Consider the following 18,251-nt stretch of genomic DNA (forward strand, 5'->3'; position numbering starts at 1 on the left):
GCTCCTCGACCAGGTCCATGACGAGCCGGATCGCGCGCTCACGCAGCTCGTCCGGGTACTTCCTCGGTGCTGGCATGACTCCACCCTTTCGCGGGTTGGGAGCCTCCATCAATCCCGGAGCGGTTCAGGGCCTGGGCGCGCGAGTTTCGCCGGGGCTGAGTTGGCGGGTTGCGTGGCGTGGTGATGGCGCGCGAGGTGCGCCGAGGCTGAGTTGGCGGGTTGGGTTTCGCCGGGGCTGAGTTGGCGGGCTGCGTGGAGCTGTGATGCGCGCGGGTTTCGCCCGGGCTGAGTTGGCGCGCTGGCGCACTGGGGGCCTGGGCGCGCGAGTTTCGCCGGGGCTGAGTTGGCGCGTTGGTGCGCTGGGGTCGGGGCGCGCGAGTTTCGCCGGGGCTGAGTTGGCGGGTTGCGTATGCCGTCCGCGGCGTTCAGCGGCCGCGGCCCGGTTCCCGCCGGGTGGCGTGTGCCGTGGCTACGAGTGGTGGGTGCAGTCACGCCTCGGCGCGGCTGCACCCACCTCGCGTGCCGGAGGCAAGTCTCAGACGGCGGTGTCGTCCGCGGGCTCGGGGTGCGCCTCCGGCGGCACGGACCCGAGCGCCTCGCCCTCGGCCTCCTCACCCTCGGCCTCAGCCGTCTCGGTGAGCGTGCTCGGGTCGAGGTCAGGGTCGCTCGTGGCCGCTGCCGGCGTGCCGATGCGGGCACCGGCCTGGGCGTGCTTGGTGCGCTCCTCGAGCTCGGCCACGACCAGGGCGTGCTGGTCCACGCACATGACGACGAGGTCGCCGGGGTTGGTCCGGGCGAGCACGTGCCGGGCGGCCTCGAGCTCGTCGAGCACCACCTCGACCTGACGGCAGCGCGCGCCGTCCTTCATCGCCGCGTGGGCTCCCTCGGCCACGAGTGCGGCCGTCTCGCCCGGCTTGCGACCCCGGAGCCGCTCGTCCTCGCGCACCACGATGACGTCGAAGTGCTGTGCGGCCACGGCGCCGAGCTCGCGCATGTCGTCGTCGCGGCGGTCGCCGGCAGCGCCGATCATGCCGATGCGGGAGGTGCGGCCGAGGTCGGACTGGCCCTCCTTCTGGGCCGCGTAGCGGTCGACGAAGGCGCCGAGCTCCTTCATGCCGGCTGCGTTGTGGCAGTAGTCCACGAAGACGTCGGCGTTGCCCACCTGGACCAGGTTGAGGCGCCCGGGGGAGAGGTAGTAGGTCGTGGCGAAGGTGCGGAGCCCCTGGCGGATGTCGTGCAGCGGCGCGCCGGCCGCGAACGCCGCACCGGCGGCAGCGAGCGCGTTGGCGACGTTGAAGCGGGCGGCGCCACCGAACGTCGAGGGGAGCAGGTGAGTCCAGGCGAGCTGCATGCTGCGGCGACCGTGCTTGATGACGATCATCTCGCCGCGCTCGCTGGGCTCGAGCACGACCGCCCGTCCTCCGCGACGGCAGTAGTCGTCGACGAACTCGCGCACCTCGCTGCCGGGCTCGGACATGCTGAACCAGACGATCCCACCGGAGCAGCGCCGGCGCATGTTCCGCACGTTGACGTCGTCGGCGTTGAGCACGGCGAAACCGTCCCGGGGCACGGCCTCGACGATGACGGCCTTGACGTCGGCGAGCTGGCGGAGCGTGTCGATCCCCTTGAGCCCCAGGTGATCCGGTGCGACGTTGGTGACGACGGCGATGTCGTTGCGGTCGTAGCCGAGCCCCTCGCGCAGGATGCCGCCGCGCGCCACCTCCATGACGGCGAAGTCGACGCGCGGGTTCTGGAGCACCATGCGCGCCGAGCGCGGGCCCGAGGCGTCGGCCTTGATCACGAGGCGCTCGTCGATGACGACGCCGTCGGTCGAGGTCATGCCGACCTTGCGCCCGAGCCCCTTGAAGATGTGGGCGATCATGCGCGACGTCGTGGTCTTGCCGTTGGTGCCGGTGACGGCGACGATCGGCACGCGCGACTGGGCGCCGGGCGGGAAGAGCAGGTCGACGACCGGCTTGGCGATGAACTGCGGCTCGCCGACGGTCGGGTGCGTGTGCATGCGGAAGCCCGGTGCGGCGTTGACCTCGCAGATCGCGCCGCCGGTCTCACGCACGGGATAGGTGATGTCGGGGCAGATGAAGTCGATGCCGGCGACGTCGAGGCCGACGATGCGCGCGGCCTCCTCGGCGATCTCGACGTTGTCGGGGTGGGCGTCGAAGGTCCGGTCGATGGAGATGCCGCCCGTCGACATGTTGCCGGTCAGCGCCAGCTTGACCATCTCGCCCTCGGGCGGGACCGACTCGAGCGTGTGGCCCTGGCCTGCCAGGATCTCGAGCGCGTTGGCGTCGACCTTGATCTTGGTGAGGACCTTCTCGTGGCCGACTCCGCGGCGCGGGTCGGCGTTGGTGATCTCGACGAGCTCGCCCACGGTGTGCGTCCCGTCACCGACGACGTGCGCCGGCACGCGCTCGGCGATGGCCTGCATGCGGCCCCCGACGATGAGGCAGCGGTAGTCGCGACCGGTGACGAACGACTCGACGATGATGGTGCCCCGCCGCGACTCGCCCTTGGCGATCTCGAAGGCCTTGGTGACCTCCTCCTCGCTCTGGAGGTTGAGGCAGACGCCGCGGCCGTGGTTGCCGTCGAGCGGCTTGACGACGACCGGGAAGCCGATCCGGCGCGCGGCCTCGACCGTGCCGCGCACGGTGCGGGCCGACTCCTGCTTGGGCACGGGCAGACCGGCGGAGCCGAGCAGCTTGGTGGTGAGGTCCTTGTCGCTCGCGATGTCGACGGCGAGGGCGCCGGTCTTCGAGGTCATCGTGGCGCGGATGCGCTGCGCGTGCACGCCCTGCCCCAGCTGGACGAGCGAGGCTGCGTTGAGACGGATGTACGGGATGTCGCGCGAGGCCGCCTCCTCGAGGATGGCGGCGGTCGACGGACCGAAGGCGACGCGCTCGGCCTGGCGCAGGAAGGCGTTGAACTCGGTCTCGAAGTCGAAGCCGTCCTCCGCGTCGACGAGGTGGTTGATGAGACGCACGGCGAGCTTGCCCGCGGCGACACCCACCGTCTCGTCCGTGTAGCTGTAGACGACGTTGTAGTGACCGGGCTTGCCCTTGACAGCGCGGGTCTTGCCGCGCCGGGAGTCGTGACCCGCGAGGGTCTGCAGCTGCAGCGCCACGTGCTCGGCGACGTGCCCGAGCCAGGTGCCCTCGTGGAGGCGCTCGATGAAGCCGCCGCGGCGGCCGAGGGAGCACGTGTGGCGCTCGAGGCCGGGGACGAGCTCAATGAGTTGGTCGGTGAAGCCGGGGAGCGAGACGGTGGGGTACTCCTCCAGGCTGCCGAGGTCGATGACGAGGTGGACGGCCTGCTGGTAGGACCAGACGTTGGGTCCGCGGTAGATCCGGGTCTCGAGGATCTTCAGGTCCGGGCGGGCCGGTCCTGTGGGGGTGGGTACCTCGACGGCCATGGAGCTCCTCCTACAGGGGTCGTGCGGGACGTGCCGTGCGGCACACTCCGTCGACGGTTGGTGCTGTGCGTTGCGGACGGGGGTGTGCGGGACTCAGTGAGCGGCGCTGCTCGTCGCCGAGCGCGCCGCTCGGACCTTGGCGGGCACGACGGCGCCCTCGATGTCCGGGTGGCGTTCGACGAAGGCGGTCAGCTCGACGTGGTCCAGGTCGAACGTACTGCCCGTGGGCAGCGAGTGCACGACCGCGCCCGAAACGAGCAGCGGTGCCCCGCGACGGGCATCGGGGGCGTCGGTGATCGCGTTGCGGGCGTTGACGAGGAAGATCGACCCGGCGCCGATGACCGACATGACCTTGCCGTCGCGGATCTCTGCGGCGGTGTTCTCGTCGATGCCCATGCCGAGCAGGTTCGGCGACGCGGCCACCATCGACATGAGGCGGCCGTAGCGGCCGCGCTGGTCGAAGTGCTGGTCGATGATGACGTCCTCGACGAGTCCGAGCCCGGCGGAGATCTGGCTCGCGCGCTGCTTGGGCGTCAGGCCCTCCTCGCCGAGCGAGATCATGAACCGGCTCATGATCGACGCGCCCGCCGACGTGCCGGCGATGACCGCGCCGCGCTCGTAGGCGCGGACGATGGCGGCGCCCACCGGGGTGCCGACGATGTTCTGGGCCAGCTTGACCTGGCTGCCGCCCGTGAGGAAGACGCCGGTCGCGGTGTCGAGCGCCTCGACCATGGCCGGGTCGTTGGAGTCGCGGCGGGTCTCGGGGTGGACGACGGAGACGTCACCGCCCCGCAGGCGGGTGAAGACGTCACGGTAGGCCTCGGACACCTCGCCGGCATACGACGAGGCCGTGGGGATGACGACGATGTGCGAGCGTCGTCCACCGGCGAGCTTGATGAAGCGCTTGAGCACGACCGAGCGCCCGATCCGGTCCTCTGCACCGCCGATGATGAGCAACGTGCGGCGGACGCCGCTTCGGTTCGTGGGTTCGGACGATGGAGCGACGGACTGCATCGCGCCAGCCTAGTGACCGGCGTGGGGGACCGGCGGAGCCTGGGTCGGCGTGCCGTCGTCGAGATCGGCTTCCTCGATCTCCTCGCGGGAGATGCCGAGCAGGTAGAGCACCGAGTCGAGATAGGGCACGTTGACCGCGGTCTGGGCCTGCTCCTGCACGACCGGCTTGGCGTTGAAGGCGACCCCGAGGCCAGCGACGTCGAGCATGTCGAGGTCGTTCGCGCCGTCGCCGATCGCGACGGTCCGGCTGAGCGGCAGGCCCTCCTCCTCGGCGAACTCCCGCAGGGCGCGGGCCTTGCCGGCCCGGTCGACGACCTCGCCGATCACGCGGCCGGTCAGGTGCCCGTCGACGATCTCGAGCCGGTTGGCACGCGCGTGGTCGATGCCCAGGTCGTCGGCCAGCTCACCGACGATCTCGATGAAGCCGCCGCTGACGAGCCCCACGGTGAAGCCGAGTCGTTTCAGGGTGCGCACCAGCGTCCGGGCACCCGGGGTGAGCTGGACCGCCTCGCGCACCTCGTCGAGCACGGAGGCGGGCAGGCCCGCGAGCGTCTCGACCCGGGCGCGCAGGGACTCCTCGAAGTCGAGCTCACCCGCCATCGCGCGGGCGGTGACCTCGGCGACCTCGGCCTCCCGGCCGCAGTGCGAGGCGAGGAGCTCGATCACCTCCTGCTGGATGAGGGTCGAGTCGACGTCGAGGACGACGAGGCGCCGGCCGCGCCGCGCGAGGCCACCGGGTGCCACCGCGATGTCGATGCCCTCCGACGTCGCCACGAGGGCGAGCTCGGTGCGCAGGGAGGCCACGTCGGCCCCGGAGATGTCGAACTCGACGGTCGTGACGGGGTAGCGCGAGAGACGACGAATGCGGTCGATGTTGGCGCCGTGGTCGGCGATGCGTGAGGTGACGAGCGAGACGGCGTCGGTGCGCAGCGGCGCGCCCAGCACGACCACGGCAGCGCGGCCCTGACGCGAGCGCGCGTTGACGCCGGTGCCCTCGACGACGGTGAGGTCGAGCCCGAGGCGGTGCGCGGCCACGGCTGCGGCGTCGCGCAGCTGGTCGACGTGCGTGCCGGGCCGCAGCAGGACGGTGAGGGTCAGGTGACGGTTGACCACGACCTGCTGGATGTCGAGCACCTCCGCGTCGAAGCCGGACAGTGCTCCGAGGAGCGTGCCGGTGACGCCGGGCCGGTCGTCCCCCGTCACGGTCACGCTGAGGGTCTGGATGTCCGTTCCGTCCGTGCTGTTCGCTTCGGTCACCGGGTCAGGCTAGTGAGGCCGCGCGCGTTACGGCGTCACCTTCCGGCATACGACCGGTCGTATGCCGGAAGGTGACCGTCGCCACGCGACGTCGGGTCAGGCGGTGCTGGCCTCGGGCGTGGCGCGGGCCGCGTTGACCTCGTCGCGCCACTGCAGCAGGTCACGCACCCGTGCCAGGTCCGGCTCGGCTGCAGCGACGCTGGCCGTGAACAGGCGCGTGCCGATGTCGTGGAGCTGTTGCGCGTTGCCGGCGTAGTCGCCCGACTGGTCGGGGTTGCGACCCGGCACGAACGCGACGCCGGCGGACCGCTCGATCTCGAGCGGGTCCCGCCCACGGCGCGCGCACCAGGAGTCGAGGACGCGGTGCTTGTGGGCGATCTCCTCCGGGCCGCCGAAGCCGTGCCAGATGTCGGCGTGCTCCGCGACGATCCGCAGCGTCTTCTTCTCGCCGCCACCGCCGATGAGGATCGGGATGTCGCGCGTGGGTGCCGGGTTGAGGCGGGTCCAGCGGTCACGGATGACCGGCAGGTCGCGAGCGAGGTCGTCGAGGCGCCCGCCGGCGGTGCCGAAGTCGTAGCCGTACTCGTCGTAGTCGAGCTGCTTCCAGCCCGAGCCGATGCCGAGGACCAGGCGCCCGCCGCTCATGTGGTCGACGGTGCGTGCCATGTCGGCGAGCAGGTTCGGGTTGCGGTAGCTGTTGCACGTGACGAGCGCGCCGATCTCGACCGACTCGGTCGACTCGGCCCACGCGCCGAGCATGGTCCAGCACTCGAAGTGCATCCCGCCGCTGTCGCCGCTCAGCGGGAAGAAGTGGTCCCAGTTGAGCAGGACGTCGACGCCCATTTCCTCGAGCGTGCTTGCGGTGCGGCGGATCTGCGCCCACGTCGCGTGCTGCGGAGGGACCTGGATGCCGACCCTCGCCGGGCGCGGGCCGTGGGCGCTCGTCGGTGCGGCGAGCCCCTCGACGGTGCCGGAGCTCACCGGGTGACGACCTGGCCCTTGCCGACCACGACGATGCCGGTCTCGGTGACGTGGAAGCCGCGCGCCCGGTCGTGCTCGTGGTCGATGCCGATCTGGCAGCCCTCGGGGATCACGACGTTCTTGTCGATGATGGCCCGACGGATCTGCGCGTGCCGACCCACCTCGACGCCGTCGAGCAGCACGGAGCCCTGGATGCTGGCGTAGGAGTGCACGTGGACCAGCGGTGAGAGCACCGAGGCGTAGATGTGCGCGCCCGACACGACGACGCCGGGGGAGACGGCCGAGTTGAGCGCCTCACCGATGCGGTCGCCGCTGCCGTGCACGAACTTCGCCGGCGGATAGGGGCTGTGCTGGGTGTAGATCGGCCATTCGTAGTTGTAGAGGTTGAAGACGGGGTGGATCGAGATGAGGTCCATGTGGGCGTCGTAGTAGGACTCGATCGTGCCCACGTCGCGCCAGTAGCCGCGGTCGCGCTCGGTCGCGCCGGGGACGTCGTTGTCCTTGAAGTCGTAGACACCGGCCTCACCGCGACCAACGAAGTACGGCACGATGTCGCCGCCCATGTCGTGGTTCGAGTCCGTCTCGCGGTCGGTCGTCACGGCCTCCTCGAGCGCCGACGCCGTGAAGACGTAGTTGCCCATCGACGCGAGGACCTCGTCGGGGTTGTCGGGCAGGCCCTTGGGGTCGCTCGGCTTCTCGAGGAACGCCGCGATCTTGGAGGGGTCGGAGTCGTCGACCTCGATGACGCCGAACTGGTTGGCGAGGGAGATCGGCTGGCGGATGGCGGCGACCGTGCACGCCGCCCCGGACTCGATGTGCTGGTCGACCATGGCGCTGAAGTCCATGCGGTAGACGTGGTCGGCGCCCACGACGACGACGATGTCGGGTCGCTCGTCGTGGATCAGGTTGAGGCTCTGGTAGATCGCGTCGGCGCTGCCGAGGTACCAGTTCTTGTCGACGCGCTGCTGCGCCGGGACCGTGGTGACGTAGTTGCCGAGCAGCGTCGACATGCGCCACGTCTTGGTGACGTGCGCGTCGAGGCTGTGCGACTTGTACTGCGTCAGCACGACGACCTTGAGGTAGCCGGAGTTGACGACGTTGGAGAGCGCCAGGTCGATGAGCCGGTAGATGCCGGCGAACGGGACGGCGGGTTTTGCCCGGTCGGCGGTGAGCGGCATCAGCCGTTTGCCCTCACCGCCCGCGAGCACGATCGCGAGGACTTTCGGACCAGCTGCTGGGCTTCGTCGGGCCATGGACGCCACCCTAGGGCAGCGGTCGGCCACCCGACAGGTTCAGCACGCAAGATGGACGGAGCTTTCCGCGCCTCGGGATCGCCTCCGCACTAGGGTCGGAACGTGCGCGTCGACATCCTCAGCAAGGAGTACCCGCCGGCCATCTACGGAGGCGCGGGTGTTCACGTGGCAGAGCTCGTGCGCGCGTTGCGCTCACGTGGCGACATCGACGTCCAGGTGCGCTGCTTCGGCGCGCCTCGCGACGAGGCGGGCACGACGGCGTACGCCGACCTGACCGAGCTCGCGGACGGCAACGCGGCGATGCAGACCCTCGGGGTCGACGTCAGCATGGCCGGCGACTGCGTCGGCGCCGACCTCGTGCACTCGCACACGTGGTACGCCAACATGGCCGGCCACCTGGCCTCGCTCCTCGGCGGCATGCCGCACGTCGTGACGGCCCACTCGCTCGAGCCGATGCGGCCGTGGAAGGCCGAGCAGCTCGGTGGGGGCTACCGCGTCTCGTCGTGGGCCGAGCGCACCGCGTACGAGTCGGCGGCTGCCGTCGTCGCGGTCAGTGCGGGCATGCGCGAGGACATCCTCAAGAGCTACCCGACGCTCGACCCGGCGCGGGTTCACGTGGTGCACAACGGGATCGACTCGCAGCTGTGGCAGGCCGACCGTTCGGCCGAGGCCGAGGCGGTCGTGCGCAAGCACGGGGTCGACCCGGAGAAGCGCTCGGTCGTGTTCGTCGGGCGCATCACGCGCCAGAAGGGCCTGCCGTACCTGCTGCGCGCCTGCGCGCAGCTGCCGCCCGACGTCCAGCTCGTGCTCTGTGCCGGCGCCCCGGACACCCCCGAGATCCTCGCCGAGGTCGAGGGGCTCATGAACGACCTGCGCGCCCAGCGTGAGGGGGTCGTGTGGATCCCCGACATGCTGCCCCGCAACGAGGTCGTCGCGCTCCTCAGCCACGGCACGGTGTTCGCCTGCCCCTCGGTCTACGAGCCGCTCGGCATCGTCAACCTCGAGGCCATGGCGTGCGAGCTCGCGGTCGTCGCCACCGCCACCGGCGGCATCCCGGAGGTCGTCGTCGACGGCGAGACCGGCTGGCTCGTGCCCATCGAGCAGGTCCAGGACGGCACGGGGACGCCGGTCGACCCGGACCGGTTCGTCGCCGACCTCGCCGCCGCCCTCACCGAGGCGGTCTCCGACGTCGACCGGGCCCACGCGTTCGGCCGCGCCGGACGGCAGCGCGCCGTCGACTCCTTCTCGTGGGCGTCGATCGGTGACCGCACCCTCGAGGTCTACCGGTCCGTCCTGGGTCGCTGAGGCTGGGATGCAGGCGGGCTGCAGGCCGGCCGCGGGTCAGCCGCCGACGAGCCGGCCGGTCAGCGAGTAGGGCACTCCGACCACCTCGGCCGCCCCGCCGAGGATCATGCCCAGCAGGTCTGCCGGCTTCGGGTAGTCGGGCCCCAGTGCCGACAGGTAGGCGTCGTGCGCCGAGAGCGAGGCCACCGCGGCGTCGAAGTGGTCCGAGACGTCGACGAAGTGGGTGGGCTCGGGGTCGGCGACCATGAGCAGCCGGGAGGTCTGCCACGGTTCGTGCCCCTCGTCGATCAGGTCGGGGAAGATCCAGCGGTTGCCCGCGTCGGCCTTGGCGTCGACGACGGCGAGCCCCACGGCCCGGTGGTCCGCCTGGTTGACCATGCCGCCCGGGAAGTGGTCGGCATACGTCGTCGTCACGACGAGGTCGGGTCTGCGCACCCGGATCTCACGGGCGATGGCGCGGCGCAGCGGCAGGCCGTACTCCACGACGCCGTCGGTGAACCCGTCGAGGAACTCCACGACGTCGACGCCGACCTCCGCCGCGCCGGCGCGCTCCTCCTGCTCGCGCAACGGGCCGGCCTGTGCCGGCGGGACCGTGTCGATGCCGGCCTCACCGCGGGTGGCCAGCAGGTAGGTCACGGTCTTTCCGGCACGCACCCACCGGTCGACGGCCGCGGCCGTGCCGTACTCGAGGTCGTCGGGATGGGCGACGACGCACAGGACGGTCTCGAAGGTGCTCTCGTCGAGGGGCATCAGCTCGGGTCGCTCCGTCATGGACCAAATCTAGGGTTGCTTGGCGATCGCGGGGGCGGATGTGACGATGGGGAGCATGCTGACGCTCGAGCTCGCCCGCCGGCTCTCCGACGCGGGACTCCGCTGGAAGCCCGTGTCGGGCGACCGTTTCGTCGTGCCCGTCTCCGGCATGGAGCACGACGTCTTCGTCATCAGCGAGATCACCGTCGACGTCCACCACTTCGCCACCGGCGACGTCATCGGCTTCAACGGCACGACCGAGTGGGCCCTCGACAGCGTCGAGCAGGAGAAGGTGGTGTGGCTGCCCCGCGAGGACCAGTTGCGTGACCTCCTCGGTGAGGCCTTCGTGTCGCTCGAGTCGCTCGAGGGTGGGTATGCCGTGTCGTGCCGTGGGCTCGACGGCGCGGTCGAGCGCCACGCCGACATCGACGCCGAGCGGGCTTACGCCCGAGCGCTGCTCGCCCGGCTCGAGGCCTCCGGGTCTCAGAGCGCGCCGGGCGAGGTGGGTGACTGAGTCAGGCGGGACGCCAGCCTGCGAGGGTCATGACGGCCACGTTGGTGGCGTCCGCGAGAGCGGTGTCCGCGTCTGCGGCGAGGTCCCTCAGGAGCCTGGTCCGCGTCGCCGTGGTGGCGGCGTCGAGGCCCCCGGAGCCGAGCGAGGTGCTGCTCGCGTTCCGGTGCGCGACGCGTGAGAGGTTCGCCGCCAGCGACATGAGCCGGAGCGCCCGACCGGACGTCGCGCCGGGGATGCCCCAGAGACCGGTGTCGAGGTCCGACCTGGCCTCGGCCCGTGCCTCGTCGCCCCACGGGTGGCCACCCACCTCCTCGAAGCGCACTGTGTGCTCGCGAAGGCGGGTCATGAGCTCTCGCTCGATGTCGCGGAGGTCGAGCATCTCCATCCGGTGCCGCGGCATCGGGTCCGCCTCGTAGGCGGTCCAGTCCGCGCGCACACCGACGTCACCGTCCGGTCCGAACTCGGAGAGTGTCGGCACGAGCACCCCGCCGATGCCGGCCACGAAGACGCACTCGCCGGCGTCCGCGGCGTGGGCGGTCGCGGCGGCCGAGCCACGCGGCATACGGCTGAGGTCGCCGGGTCGGGGGAGCGCCACGAAGAGGGCGCGCTCGCCGAGGTCGCGCCACACGTCGAGCCGGGCGAGGTCCCCTGCGACGTGGTCGAGGTCCGGGAAGGCGCGACCGAGGGCGTCCCTCGTCCCGAGGTCGCCGCGCCAGGACGCGGTGGTCCACAGCGCCAGGCGCACGGACGCGGGCAGCTCGGACACCTCGTCATCCTAGGGTGCGCCGTGTCGGCGGCCCGATGTGCCTTGCCATAGGGTCGAGCCATGAGCGACGTCCTCGCCTTCGCCGGAGTCACCGTTCGCCGCGGTGCCTCGACGCTCCTCGACGACGTCACGTGGGAGGTGGAGGAGGGCGAGCGCTGGGTCGTGCTCGGCGCCAACGGCGCCGGCAAGACGACGCTGCTGCAGATCGCCGCTGCCCGCATGCACCCGACCTCGGGCGTCGCAGGCATCTTGGGCGAGGTGCTGGGCGCGGTCGACGTCTTCGAGCTGAGGCCCCGCATCGGGCTGGCCAGCTCCTCGATGGCCGAGCGGATCCCCGCCGACGAGCTCGTCGGCAACGTCGTGGTCACCGCGTCCTACGGCATCATCGGCCGCTGGCGCGAGACCTACGACCACGTCGACTACGTGCGCGCCATGGAGCTGCTCAAGGCCCTCGGCGCCGACCACCTCGCCGACCGCACCTACGGAACCCTGAGCGAGGGCGAGCGCAAGCGCGTCCAGATCGCGCGGGCGCTCATGACCGACCCCGAGCTGATGCTGCTCGACGAGCCGGCGGCCGGCCTCGATCTCGGTGGTCGCGAGGACCTCGTTCGACGGCTCGGCGACCTCGCCGCCGACACCGAGGCTCCGGCCATGGTGCTCGTGACGCACCACGTCGAGGAGATCCCGCCCTCGTTCACCGACGTCCTGATGATCCGCGATGGCAAGGTCGTCGCGGCCGGGCCGATCCCGATCACGCTGACGGCCGACAACCTCAGCAGGACCTTCGGCCTCCCGCTCGTGCTCGAGCAGCACGGCGAGCGCTGGTCGGCCCGGGCCGAGTCCTGATCGCAACCTGCCTCCACCGCTCGATCCGTAGGTCGACGGAGGGAACTGAGGCAGAATCGAGAACGTCACTGGTGTGACGCACGGGACGTCGGCGTCCATGGCCGACTCGGACGAAGGCAGGGTGGGGCACGTGTTCGAGGGGCACGCCTGGATGGTCTGGCTGGGGGTGGCCCTCGTGCTGGTGGCCATCGAGACGGTCACCGTCGACTTCACCTTCCTCATGCTCGCCGGCGGTGCGGTCGGGGCCTCCGTCGCCGCAGCCTTCGGCGCGCCTCCCGCCGTTCAAGCGGTCGTCGCGGCCCTCGTGGCTGTCGCGCTGCTCGCGATCGTCCGCCCCTGGCTCAAGAAGCGACTTGCGGCGAGCACGCCCCAGCAGCTCATGGGTGCCGCGGCCCACGTCGGCCGCTCCGCCGTCGCCATCGAGCGCGTGAACCCGGCCGGGGGCCGGGTCAAGCTCGCCGGCGAGACCTGGTCGGCCCGGACTCTCGGTGACGACATCGAGCCCGGTGAGGAGGTCGTCGTCGACTCCATCGACGGTGCCACCGCCATCGTGAGCCGCGCGCACGTCGTGGGGGCCTGACGCCGCCGCGCAGACACCTCCGAACGCCCCAGCCGCACCACTGAACCACCGAGCAGACCGACCGGTCGGCTCGCACCAACCGTGCTTCCTCGGGGGAGCACGGACCACACAGGGAGAAGGTCGAGAAGGTCGTGGACCCGGTTTACATCATTCCGATACTCATCGTGATAGTCGCACTTGTCGTCGTCGTGCGCACCGTGCGCATCGTGCCGCAGCAGACGGCCCAGATCGTCGAACGGCTCGGCGGCTACAACAAGACCCTGACGGCGGGCATCCACTTCCTCATCCCGTTCGTGGACAAGGTGCGCGCCAACATCGACCTGCGTGAGCAGGTGGTCACGTTCCCGCCGCAGCCCGTCATCACCAGCGACAACCTCGTCGTCAACATCGACACCGTCATCTACTACTCGGTCACCGACGCGAAGGCCGCGGTCTACGAGATCGCGAACTTCATCCAGGGCATCGAGCAGCTGACCGTCACCACTCTGCGCAACGTCATCGGCTCGCTCGACCTGGAGCAGGCCCTGACGAGCCGCGACCAGATCAACGGCCAGCTGCGCGGCGTCCTCGACGAGGCCACGGGCAACTGGGGCATCCGGGTCAACCGCGTCGAGCTCAAGGCGATCGACCCGCCCCACTCGGTGCAGGAGACGATGGAGAAGCAGATGCGCGCCGAGCGCGACCGCCGCGCCGCCATCCTCACGGCCGAGGGATTCAAGCAGTCGGCGATCCTCACCGCCGAGGGTGAGAAGCAGAGCCAGATCCTGCGGGCCGAGGGTTCGGCCCAGGCCCGCATCCTCGAGGCACAGGGCCAGGCCCGGGCGATCCAGCAGGTCTTCGCGGCGATCCACCGCGGCAAGCCGACCCAGAAGCTGCTCGCCTACCAGTACCTGCAGGTGCTCCCGCAGCTCGCGCGCGGCGACTCCAACAAGATGTGGATCATCCCCTCGGAGCTCACCGACGCCCTCAAGGGGATCGGCAACGCCCTGGGCGGCAGCGAGCAGGGGCCGACCGTTGGCAGTGACGACGACCAGTGGGTCGACACGGGCGACGCGACCGACGACGCCTTCGCCGAGACACTGCTGGAGGACCCGGCCAAGGCGTTGGCCGAGGCGCGCGGGCAGGCCGCGGCCGCGAGTGCCGAGTCCACAGAGCACACGGCACCCGCGGGTCGCCAGCACACATCGTTCGCGACGAGCGGCGACGTGCCGCCCCCGCCGGTCGCCGCACCGCCGGCTCCGCCCGAGCTCCCCGCGTCCGTGACGCCGGAGATCCCCGCGGTGGCCGAGCCGGAGGACCTGCCCGACGTGCCGCCGGGGGCAGCGACCCAGCGCTGACGGACACCATCGGCGAACGCCACCGACGACACCTGGTCACCCCTCTGTAGGGTAACCAGGTGTCGTTCTGGTCCGCCGTCGCCGTCGCGCTGACGGGCACCGGGGCGGGGATCATCAACACGATCGTCGGTTCGGGCACGCTGATCACCTTCCCGACCCTGCTCTTCTTCGGGGTCAACCCGCTCGTGGCCAACGTCTCCAACAACATCGGCCTCGTCGCCGGCGGCGTGACCGGGGCGTGGGGCTACCGCCACGAGCTCGGCGGACAGGCGCCGACGCTGCGCCGCCTCATGCCGATGTCGTTCCTCGGCTCGGTCGTCGGGGCCGGGCTGCTGCTCGTGCTGCCGGCGGCCGCCTTCCGGGCCATCGTCCCGGTCCTCATCCTCGTCGCGCTGGTCCTGGTCCTCGCCGGGCCGCGCATCCAGGCCCGCGTGCACTCCGGGGGCGAGGGGGAGCCGACGCCGCGCTGGCACACGCCGGTCATGGCCGCGGGCGTCTTCCTCGCAGGTGTCTACGGCGGCTACTTCGGGGCCGCCCAGGGCGTGCTCATCATGGGCCTGCTCAGCGCCCTGAGCCTCGAGCCGCTCCAGCGCCTCAACGGCTACAAGAACGTCCTGTCGCTCGTGGTGAACCTCGTCGCGGCGGCCGTCTTCGTCCTCTTCGCCCGCGAGCACATCGACTGGCTCGTCGTCGTCCTCATCGGGGTCGGCGCCTTCGTCGGCGGGATCATCGGCGCCCGGGTCGGGCGCCGCATCCCGCCCCAGGTCCTGCGCGGCCTCATCATCGCCATCGGCCTCGTCGCCATCGTCAAGCTCGTCTGGTTCCCCTGACGTGCGAGCGCGCGCGAGCGGGCGCCGCGCACGATGTCGGGGGAGCGCCGCAGCACCACTAGCCTGACGGCGTGCCGATCGAGATCTCCGACCCCGCCGACCCCCGCGTCGCCGACTACGTGTCCCTCACCGACGTCGTGCTGCGCCGGCGCCACGAGCCGGAGAAGGGGCTCTACATCGCCGAGAGCCAGAAGGTCATCCGACGGGCGCTGCGGGCGGGGCACCGTCCGAGGTCCTACCTCATGGCTCGCCGCTGGCTCGACGACCTCGCCGACATCGTCGCCGACGCCGAGGCCGAGGGCATCCCCGTCTACTTCGGCGAGCACGACGTCATCGAGCAGCTGACCGGCTTCCACCTGCACCGGGGCGCCCTGGCGGCCATGCAGCGACCGGTGCTGCCGAGCGTCGAGTCGCTCATCGCCGACGCGCGTCGGGTCATCGTGCTCGAGGACGTCGTCGACCACACGAACGTCGGCGCCATCTTCCGGTCGGCAGCGGCCCTCGGCGTCGACGCGGTGCTCATCACGCCCCGGTGCGCCGACCCGCTCTACCGCCGATCGATCCGCGTCTCCATGGGCTCCGTCTTCCAGGTGCCGTGGACGCGGGTGGACCCGTGGCCGCAGGGCATCGGTCTGCTCCACGACGCCGGGCTGACCGTCGCGGCGATGGCACTGTCGGACGACTCGGTCTCGCTCGACGAGCTCGAGTCGGCGCCGCCCGAGCGGCTGGCCCTGATCGTCGGCACCGAGGGCGACGGGCTTTCGCACCGCACGGTCGCCGACGCGGACCTGACGCTGCGCATCCCCATGGCCGGCGGTGTCGACTCGCTCAACGTCGCCGCGGCGAGTGCCGTCGCGATGTGGGCGCTGCGCCCACCGGCGCGGTCCTGACGGACGGTCGGGCGGCGTCCCACCCGTCCCGCAGGCACATCGGCGTCGTCGAGGTCCGCCGCCGTCAGGCGCGCAGGGGCCGCACCAGCCGGTTCAGCAGCCGGTCGAGCTCGACGGCCGGGTCGTCGCACAGTCCGCCGTGGACGGGTCCCGGCTGCACCACGGTCGACCGGGGCGCGATGATCCAGCCGAAGCGCTGGCCCGGCTTGTCGAGCGTGGGCAGGCCGCGCCCGGTCTCGCCGCGACAGACGGCGCGGACGCGCTCGAGCATCGACCGCACGCCGTCGAGGTCGCACGTGCCGCACAGCGCTGCGACGCGGCTCTCGTCGACCTCCCAGGCGGCGTCGAGGAACCCGGCGTCCTGGGAGTAGAGCACGACTCCGACGTTGATGAACTCCTCGCGGTCGACGCGCGGGACGAGGCGGAGCAGGACGTACTGGTAGGCGTTCACGCCGCCGCCCCCCTCGGCACCCACGTGAGCGGCCCGTCGAGCCGGGCCCGCAGCATCTGGGCGTATGCCGTCCGGACCGCGGGAGCGTCGGCCAGGTCGGGCGTGGGCTCGATCCACTCGTCCGGCACGTCGGCGATGACGGCCTCGAGGGCCTGCGGGGTCAACCGCGCGGCGAGCTCGTCGTGGCGGCTCGCGACATCGCCGGCCACGTCGCGCAGGACGTGGCGGCTCGCGTCGAATGGCTGCGCGGCGAAGCGCTCCGGGGAGGGTGCCCGGCTCGGCCACGAGTGGTGGAAGTAGAGGGCGGCACCGTGGTCGATGGCCCACGTGCGCCCGTGCCAGACGAGCAGGTTGGGGTTGGACCACGTGCGGTCGACGTTGGCGGTCAGTGCATCGAGCCAGATGACCCGCTCGGCCAGGTCGGCGTCGGGTGGGCGTGAGCCGTCGTAGCCGAGCGACCCGGGAAGGAAGTCGACGCCCAGGTTGGTCCCCACCGAGGCGGTGAGCAGGTCCTGGACCTCCTCGTCGGCCTCGTACTTCGCGATGCGGGCGTCGAGCCGGACGACGGCGAGGTCCGGCACGGGGACCTCGAGCAGCCGGGCGATCCCGGCCACGAGCACCTCCGCCACGAGGACCTTGAGGCCCTGACCGGCGCCGCGGAACTTCAGCACGTAGGTGCCGTCGTCGTCGGCCTCGACGATGCCGGGCAGCGAGCCGCCCTCCTTGAGCGGCGTCACGTAGCGGGTGGCGGTCAGCTCGGGAAGCACGGCGTCAGCCTAGTGGCCGCTCGTGGTCGAGCAGCGTGGCGCGGGACCAGAGGCGCCCGAGCAGCATGGCCGTGACGCCGTAGAGCACGGCGAACGAGACGAGCGGCCACCAGGCCAGCCCGGAGGCCGGCAGGACGAACGCACCCAGGGCGGCCGCCGCGACCATCCCGGCGTTGTAGACGACGTCGTACGCCGAGAACGCCCGACCGAGCAGGTGGTCGTCGACGTGCGCCTGCAGGAGGGAGTCGACGGTGATCTTGACGCACTGCGACGTGAACGAGACGACGAAGCCCACGACGACGATGCTCCACGGCGTCAGGAACGGCCCGAGCACCGCGCAGACGAGCGCTCCGAGCGCGAGCATGCGCGCGGCATACGGCACCGCGGTGAGCCGCGGTGCGAGCCACGGGGTGATGAAGGCGGCGGAGGCGAACCCCACGGCGGACGCGGCTGCGGCGACGCCGAAGCCGCGCGCTCCGTGGCCCGACTCGAAGGGACCGCGGAAGAGCAGCAGCGTCTGCAGCAGGAGGAAGCCGAAGGGGATGCGGGTCAGAAAGACGAGGACGAGCAGCAGGCGAGCCCGGCGTGGCAGCGTGCGCACGGCCTCGGCCAGCCCCGTCACGACCGACCGCGTGATCTGCCCGACCGAGGGCGCCCCGCTCGTGTCGTCGGGACCGATGAACGGCAGTCTCGTCGCCGCCCACGTGGCGGCAAGCACGCCCGCCGCCGCGAGGAGCACGTCCAGGACGTCGCTGCCACCCGAGGCGCGGAGCCCGGTGCCGACGGCGCCGCCGAGAAGGTAGGCCAGCGAGCCACACGTCGGGGCGACGGAGTTCGCGCTGACGAGATCCTCGCGCGGGACGACGTGCGGCATCGCCGAGGAGAGCCCCGCGAGGATGAAGCGGTTGACGGAGAAGACGAGCAGGACCAGCCCGAAGAAGGCCGGACCGGTGCCCGACCCGGAGACCAGGCCGGCCACACCGAGGATCGCCGCGGCCCGCACGAGCTGGCTGACGACGATGACCCGACGCCGTGGCCAACGGTCCAGCAGCACCCCGACGAACGGACCCAGCGCGCTGTAGGGGAGCAGCACGATGGCGAAGGCGATGGCGATGCCCTGGGCGTCGGCGGCCTTCTCCGGGTTGAAGAGGATGTGGCTGGCCAGGGCGACCTGGAAGACGCCGTCGCTGAAGGAGGAGGTGACGCGGCTGACGAAGAGCCGACGGAAATCGCGCCCCCGGAGCAGGGTGAAGAGGGCGCGCAGGAAGGTCACGCGGCACAGC

At 71.4% G+C, this 18,251-nt stretch carries 17 protein-coding genes; 7 read left to right on the plus strand and 10 right to left on the minus strand.

All coding sequences use genetic code 11. The features are described 5' to 3' along the window. Positions 1-535: 535 nt before the first annotated feature. The 5 genes from cphA to glgC form a co-directional block, all read right to left on the minus strand. Entirely contained in the window at positions 536-3,427 is a 2,892-nt protein-coding gene (gene cphA, locus ABD297_RS10895; protein WP_344254957.1) for a cyanophycin synthetase, read from the minus strand. A 93-nt stretch (positions 3,428-3,520) separates the two neighbouring features. Continuing rightward, entirely contained in the window at positions 3,521-4,441 is a 921-nt protein-coding gene (locus ABD297_RS10900; RefSeq protein WP_344254958.1) for a cyanophycinase, read from the minus strand. A gap of 9 nt (positions 4,442-4,450) precedes the next feature. Then, entirely contained in the window at positions 4,451-5,698 is a 1,248-nt protein-coding gene (serB, locus tag ABD297_RS10905) for a phosphoserine phosphatase SerB (protein ID WP_344254959.1), read from the minus strand. Between the two features lie 96 nt (positions 5,699-5,794). Then, positions 5,795-6,679: an LLM class F420-dependent oxidoreductase gene (locus ABD297_RS10910; RefSeq protein ID WP_344254960.1), complete on the minus strand. Its 885-nt coding sequence runs from the start codon at positions 6,677-6,679 to the stop codon at positions 5,795-5,797. Further along, a complete protein-coding gene (glgC, locus tag ABD297_RS10915; protein ID WP_344254961.1) occupies positions 6,676-7,932 on the minus strand; it encodes a glucose-1-phosphate adenylyltransferase in 1,257 nt (418 codons plus the stop codon). The genes ABD297_RS10910 and glgC overlap by 4 nt, the downstream gene beginning before the upstream one ends. Before the next feature lie 102 nt (positions 7,933-8,034). On the opposite strand from glgC, the gene glgA reads away from it, so the two are divergent. Beyond that, positions 8,035-9,237, plus strand: a complete 1,203-nt coding sequence (gene glgA / locus ABD297_RS10920; RefSeq protein ID WP_344254962.1) for a glycogen synthase — start codon at positions 8,035-8,037, stop codon at positions 9,235-9,237. 36 nt (positions 9,238-9,273) lie between these two features. Here glgA and ABD297_RS10925 read toward each other — a convergent pair whose 3' ends face one another. Further along, positions 9,274-10,008, minus strand: a complete 735-nt coding sequence (locus ABD297_RS10925) for a PIG-L deacetylase family protein (protein ID WP_344254963.1) — start codon at positions 10,006-10,008, stop codon at positions 9,274-9,276. 55 nt (positions 10,009-10,063) lie between these two features. On the opposite strand from ABD297_RS10925, the gene ABD297_RS10930 reads away from it, so the two are divergent. Beyond that, positions 10,064-10,501, plus strand: a complete 438-nt coding sequence (locus tag ABD297_RS10930; RefSeq protein WP_344254964.1) for a pilus assembly protein CpaE — start codon at positions 10,064-10,066, stop codon at positions 10,499-10,501. A 1-nt stretch (position 10,502) separates the two neighbouring features. Here the strand turns inward: ABD297_RS10930 and ABD297_RS10935 are convergent, their stop codons facing one another. Beyond that, on the minus strand, positions 10,503-11,267 hold the full coding sequence (locus ABD297_RS10935; protein WP_344254965.1) for a hypothetical protein: 765 nt from the start codon (positions 11,265-11,267) through the stop codon (positions 10,503-10,505). 60 nt (positions 11,268-11,327) lie between these two features. Here ABD297_RS10935 and ABD297_RS10940 point away from each other — a divergent pair, with 60 nt between their 5' ends. The 5 genes from ABD297_RS10940 to ABD297_RS10960 all read left to right on the plus strand — a co-directional run bounded on the left by ABD297_RS10940 (position 11,328) and on the right by ABD297_RS10960 (position 15,750). Beyond that, a complete protein-coding gene (locus ABD297_RS10940) occupies positions 11,328-12,113 on the plus strand; it encodes an ABC transporter ATP-binding protein (RefSeq protein WP_344254966.1) in 786 nt (261 codons plus the stop codon). Positions 12,114-12,243: 130 nt separating this feature from the next. Next, entirely contained in the window at positions 12,244-12,693 is a 450-nt protein-coding gene (locus tag ABD297_RS10945) for an NfeD family protein (RefSeq protein ID WP_307723856.1), read from the plus strand. A 131-nt stretch (positions 12,694-12,824) separates the two neighbouring features. Next, the gene (locus ABD297_RS10950; protein WP_344254967.1) at positions 12,825-14,030 is read left to right on the plus strand and encodes an SPFH domain-containing protein; all 1,206 of its coding nucleotides are present in this window, start codon (positions 12,825-12,827) and stop codon (positions 14,028-14,030) included. Positions 14,031-14,089: 59 nt separating this feature from the next. Then, complete coding sequence (locus tag ABD297_RS10955) at positions 14,090-14,860, plus strand: sulfite exporter TauE/SafE family protein (protein WP_344254968.1); 771 nt, start codon at positions 14,090-14,092, stop codon at positions 14,858-14,860. Positions 14,861-14,931: 71 nt separating this feature from the next. Further along, a complete protein-coding gene (locus tag ABD297_RS10960) occupies positions 14,932-15,750 on the plus strand; it encodes a TrmH family RNA methyltransferase (RefSeq protein ID WP_344254969.1) in 819 nt (272 codons plus the stop codon). Between the two features lie 64 nt (positions 15,751-15,814). On the opposite strand, the gene ABD297_RS10965 is transcribed toward ABD297_RS10960, so the two are convergent. From ABD297_RS10965 to ABD297_RS10975, 3 genes are read right to left on the minus strand one after another with little or no spacing between them, the layout of a single operon-like run. Beyond that, on the minus strand, positions 15,815-16,201 hold the full coding sequence (locus ABD297_RS10965) for a DUF3037 domain-containing protein (RefSeq protein WP_344254970.1): 387 nt from the start codon (positions 16,199-16,201) through the stop codon (positions 15,815-15,817). Continuing rightward, entirely contained in the window at positions 16,198-16,968 is a 771-nt protein-coding gene (locus tag ABD297_RS10970) for a HipA family kinase (RefSeq protein WP_344254971.1), read from the minus strand. Before ABD297_RS10970 ends, ABD297_RS10965 begins: the two co-directional genes overlap by 4 nt. Before the next feature lie 4 nt (positions 16,969-16,972). Next, positions 16,973-18,241, minus strand: a complete 1,269-nt coding sequence (locus ABD297_RS10975; RefSeq protein ID WP_344254972.1) for an MFS transporter — start codon at positions 18,239-18,241, stop codon at positions 16,973-16,975. Positions 18,242-18,251: the final 10 nt, after the last annotated feature.

This window comes from Terrabacter carboxydivorans (genome assembly GCF_039532035.1).
GTDB lineage: Bacteria > Actinomycetota > Actinomycetes > Actinomycetales > Dermatophilaceae > Terrabacter > Terrabacter carboxydivorans.

Excerpts from the sequence above, each read along its gene's own strand:
- ABD297_RS10930 (WP_344254964.1), top strand. The coding sequence starts at position 10,064 with ATGCTGACGCTCGAGCTCGCCCGCCGGCTCTCCGACGCGGGACTCCGC.
- ABD297_RS10925 (WP_344254963.1), bottom strand. The coding sequence starts at position 10,008 with ATGACGGAGCGACCCGAGCTGATGCCCCTCGACGAGAGCACCTTCGAG.
- glgC (WP_344254961.1), bottom strand. The coding sequence starts at position 7,932 with ATGGCCCGACGAAGCCCAGCAGCTGGTCCGAAAGTCCTCGCGATCGTG.
- ABD297_RS10940 (WP_344254966.1), top strand. The coding sequence starts at position 11,328 with ATGAGCGACGTCCTCGCCTTCGCCGGAGTCACCGTTCGCCGCGGTGCC.
- cphA (WP_344254957.1), bottom strand. The coding sequence starts at position 3,427 with ATGGCCGTCGAGGTACCCACCCCCACAGGACCGGCCCGCCCGGACCTG.
- ABD297_RS10900 (WP_344254958.1), bottom strand. The coding sequence starts at position 4,441 with ATGCAGTCCGTCGCTCCATCGTCCGAACCCACGAACCGAAGCGGCGTC.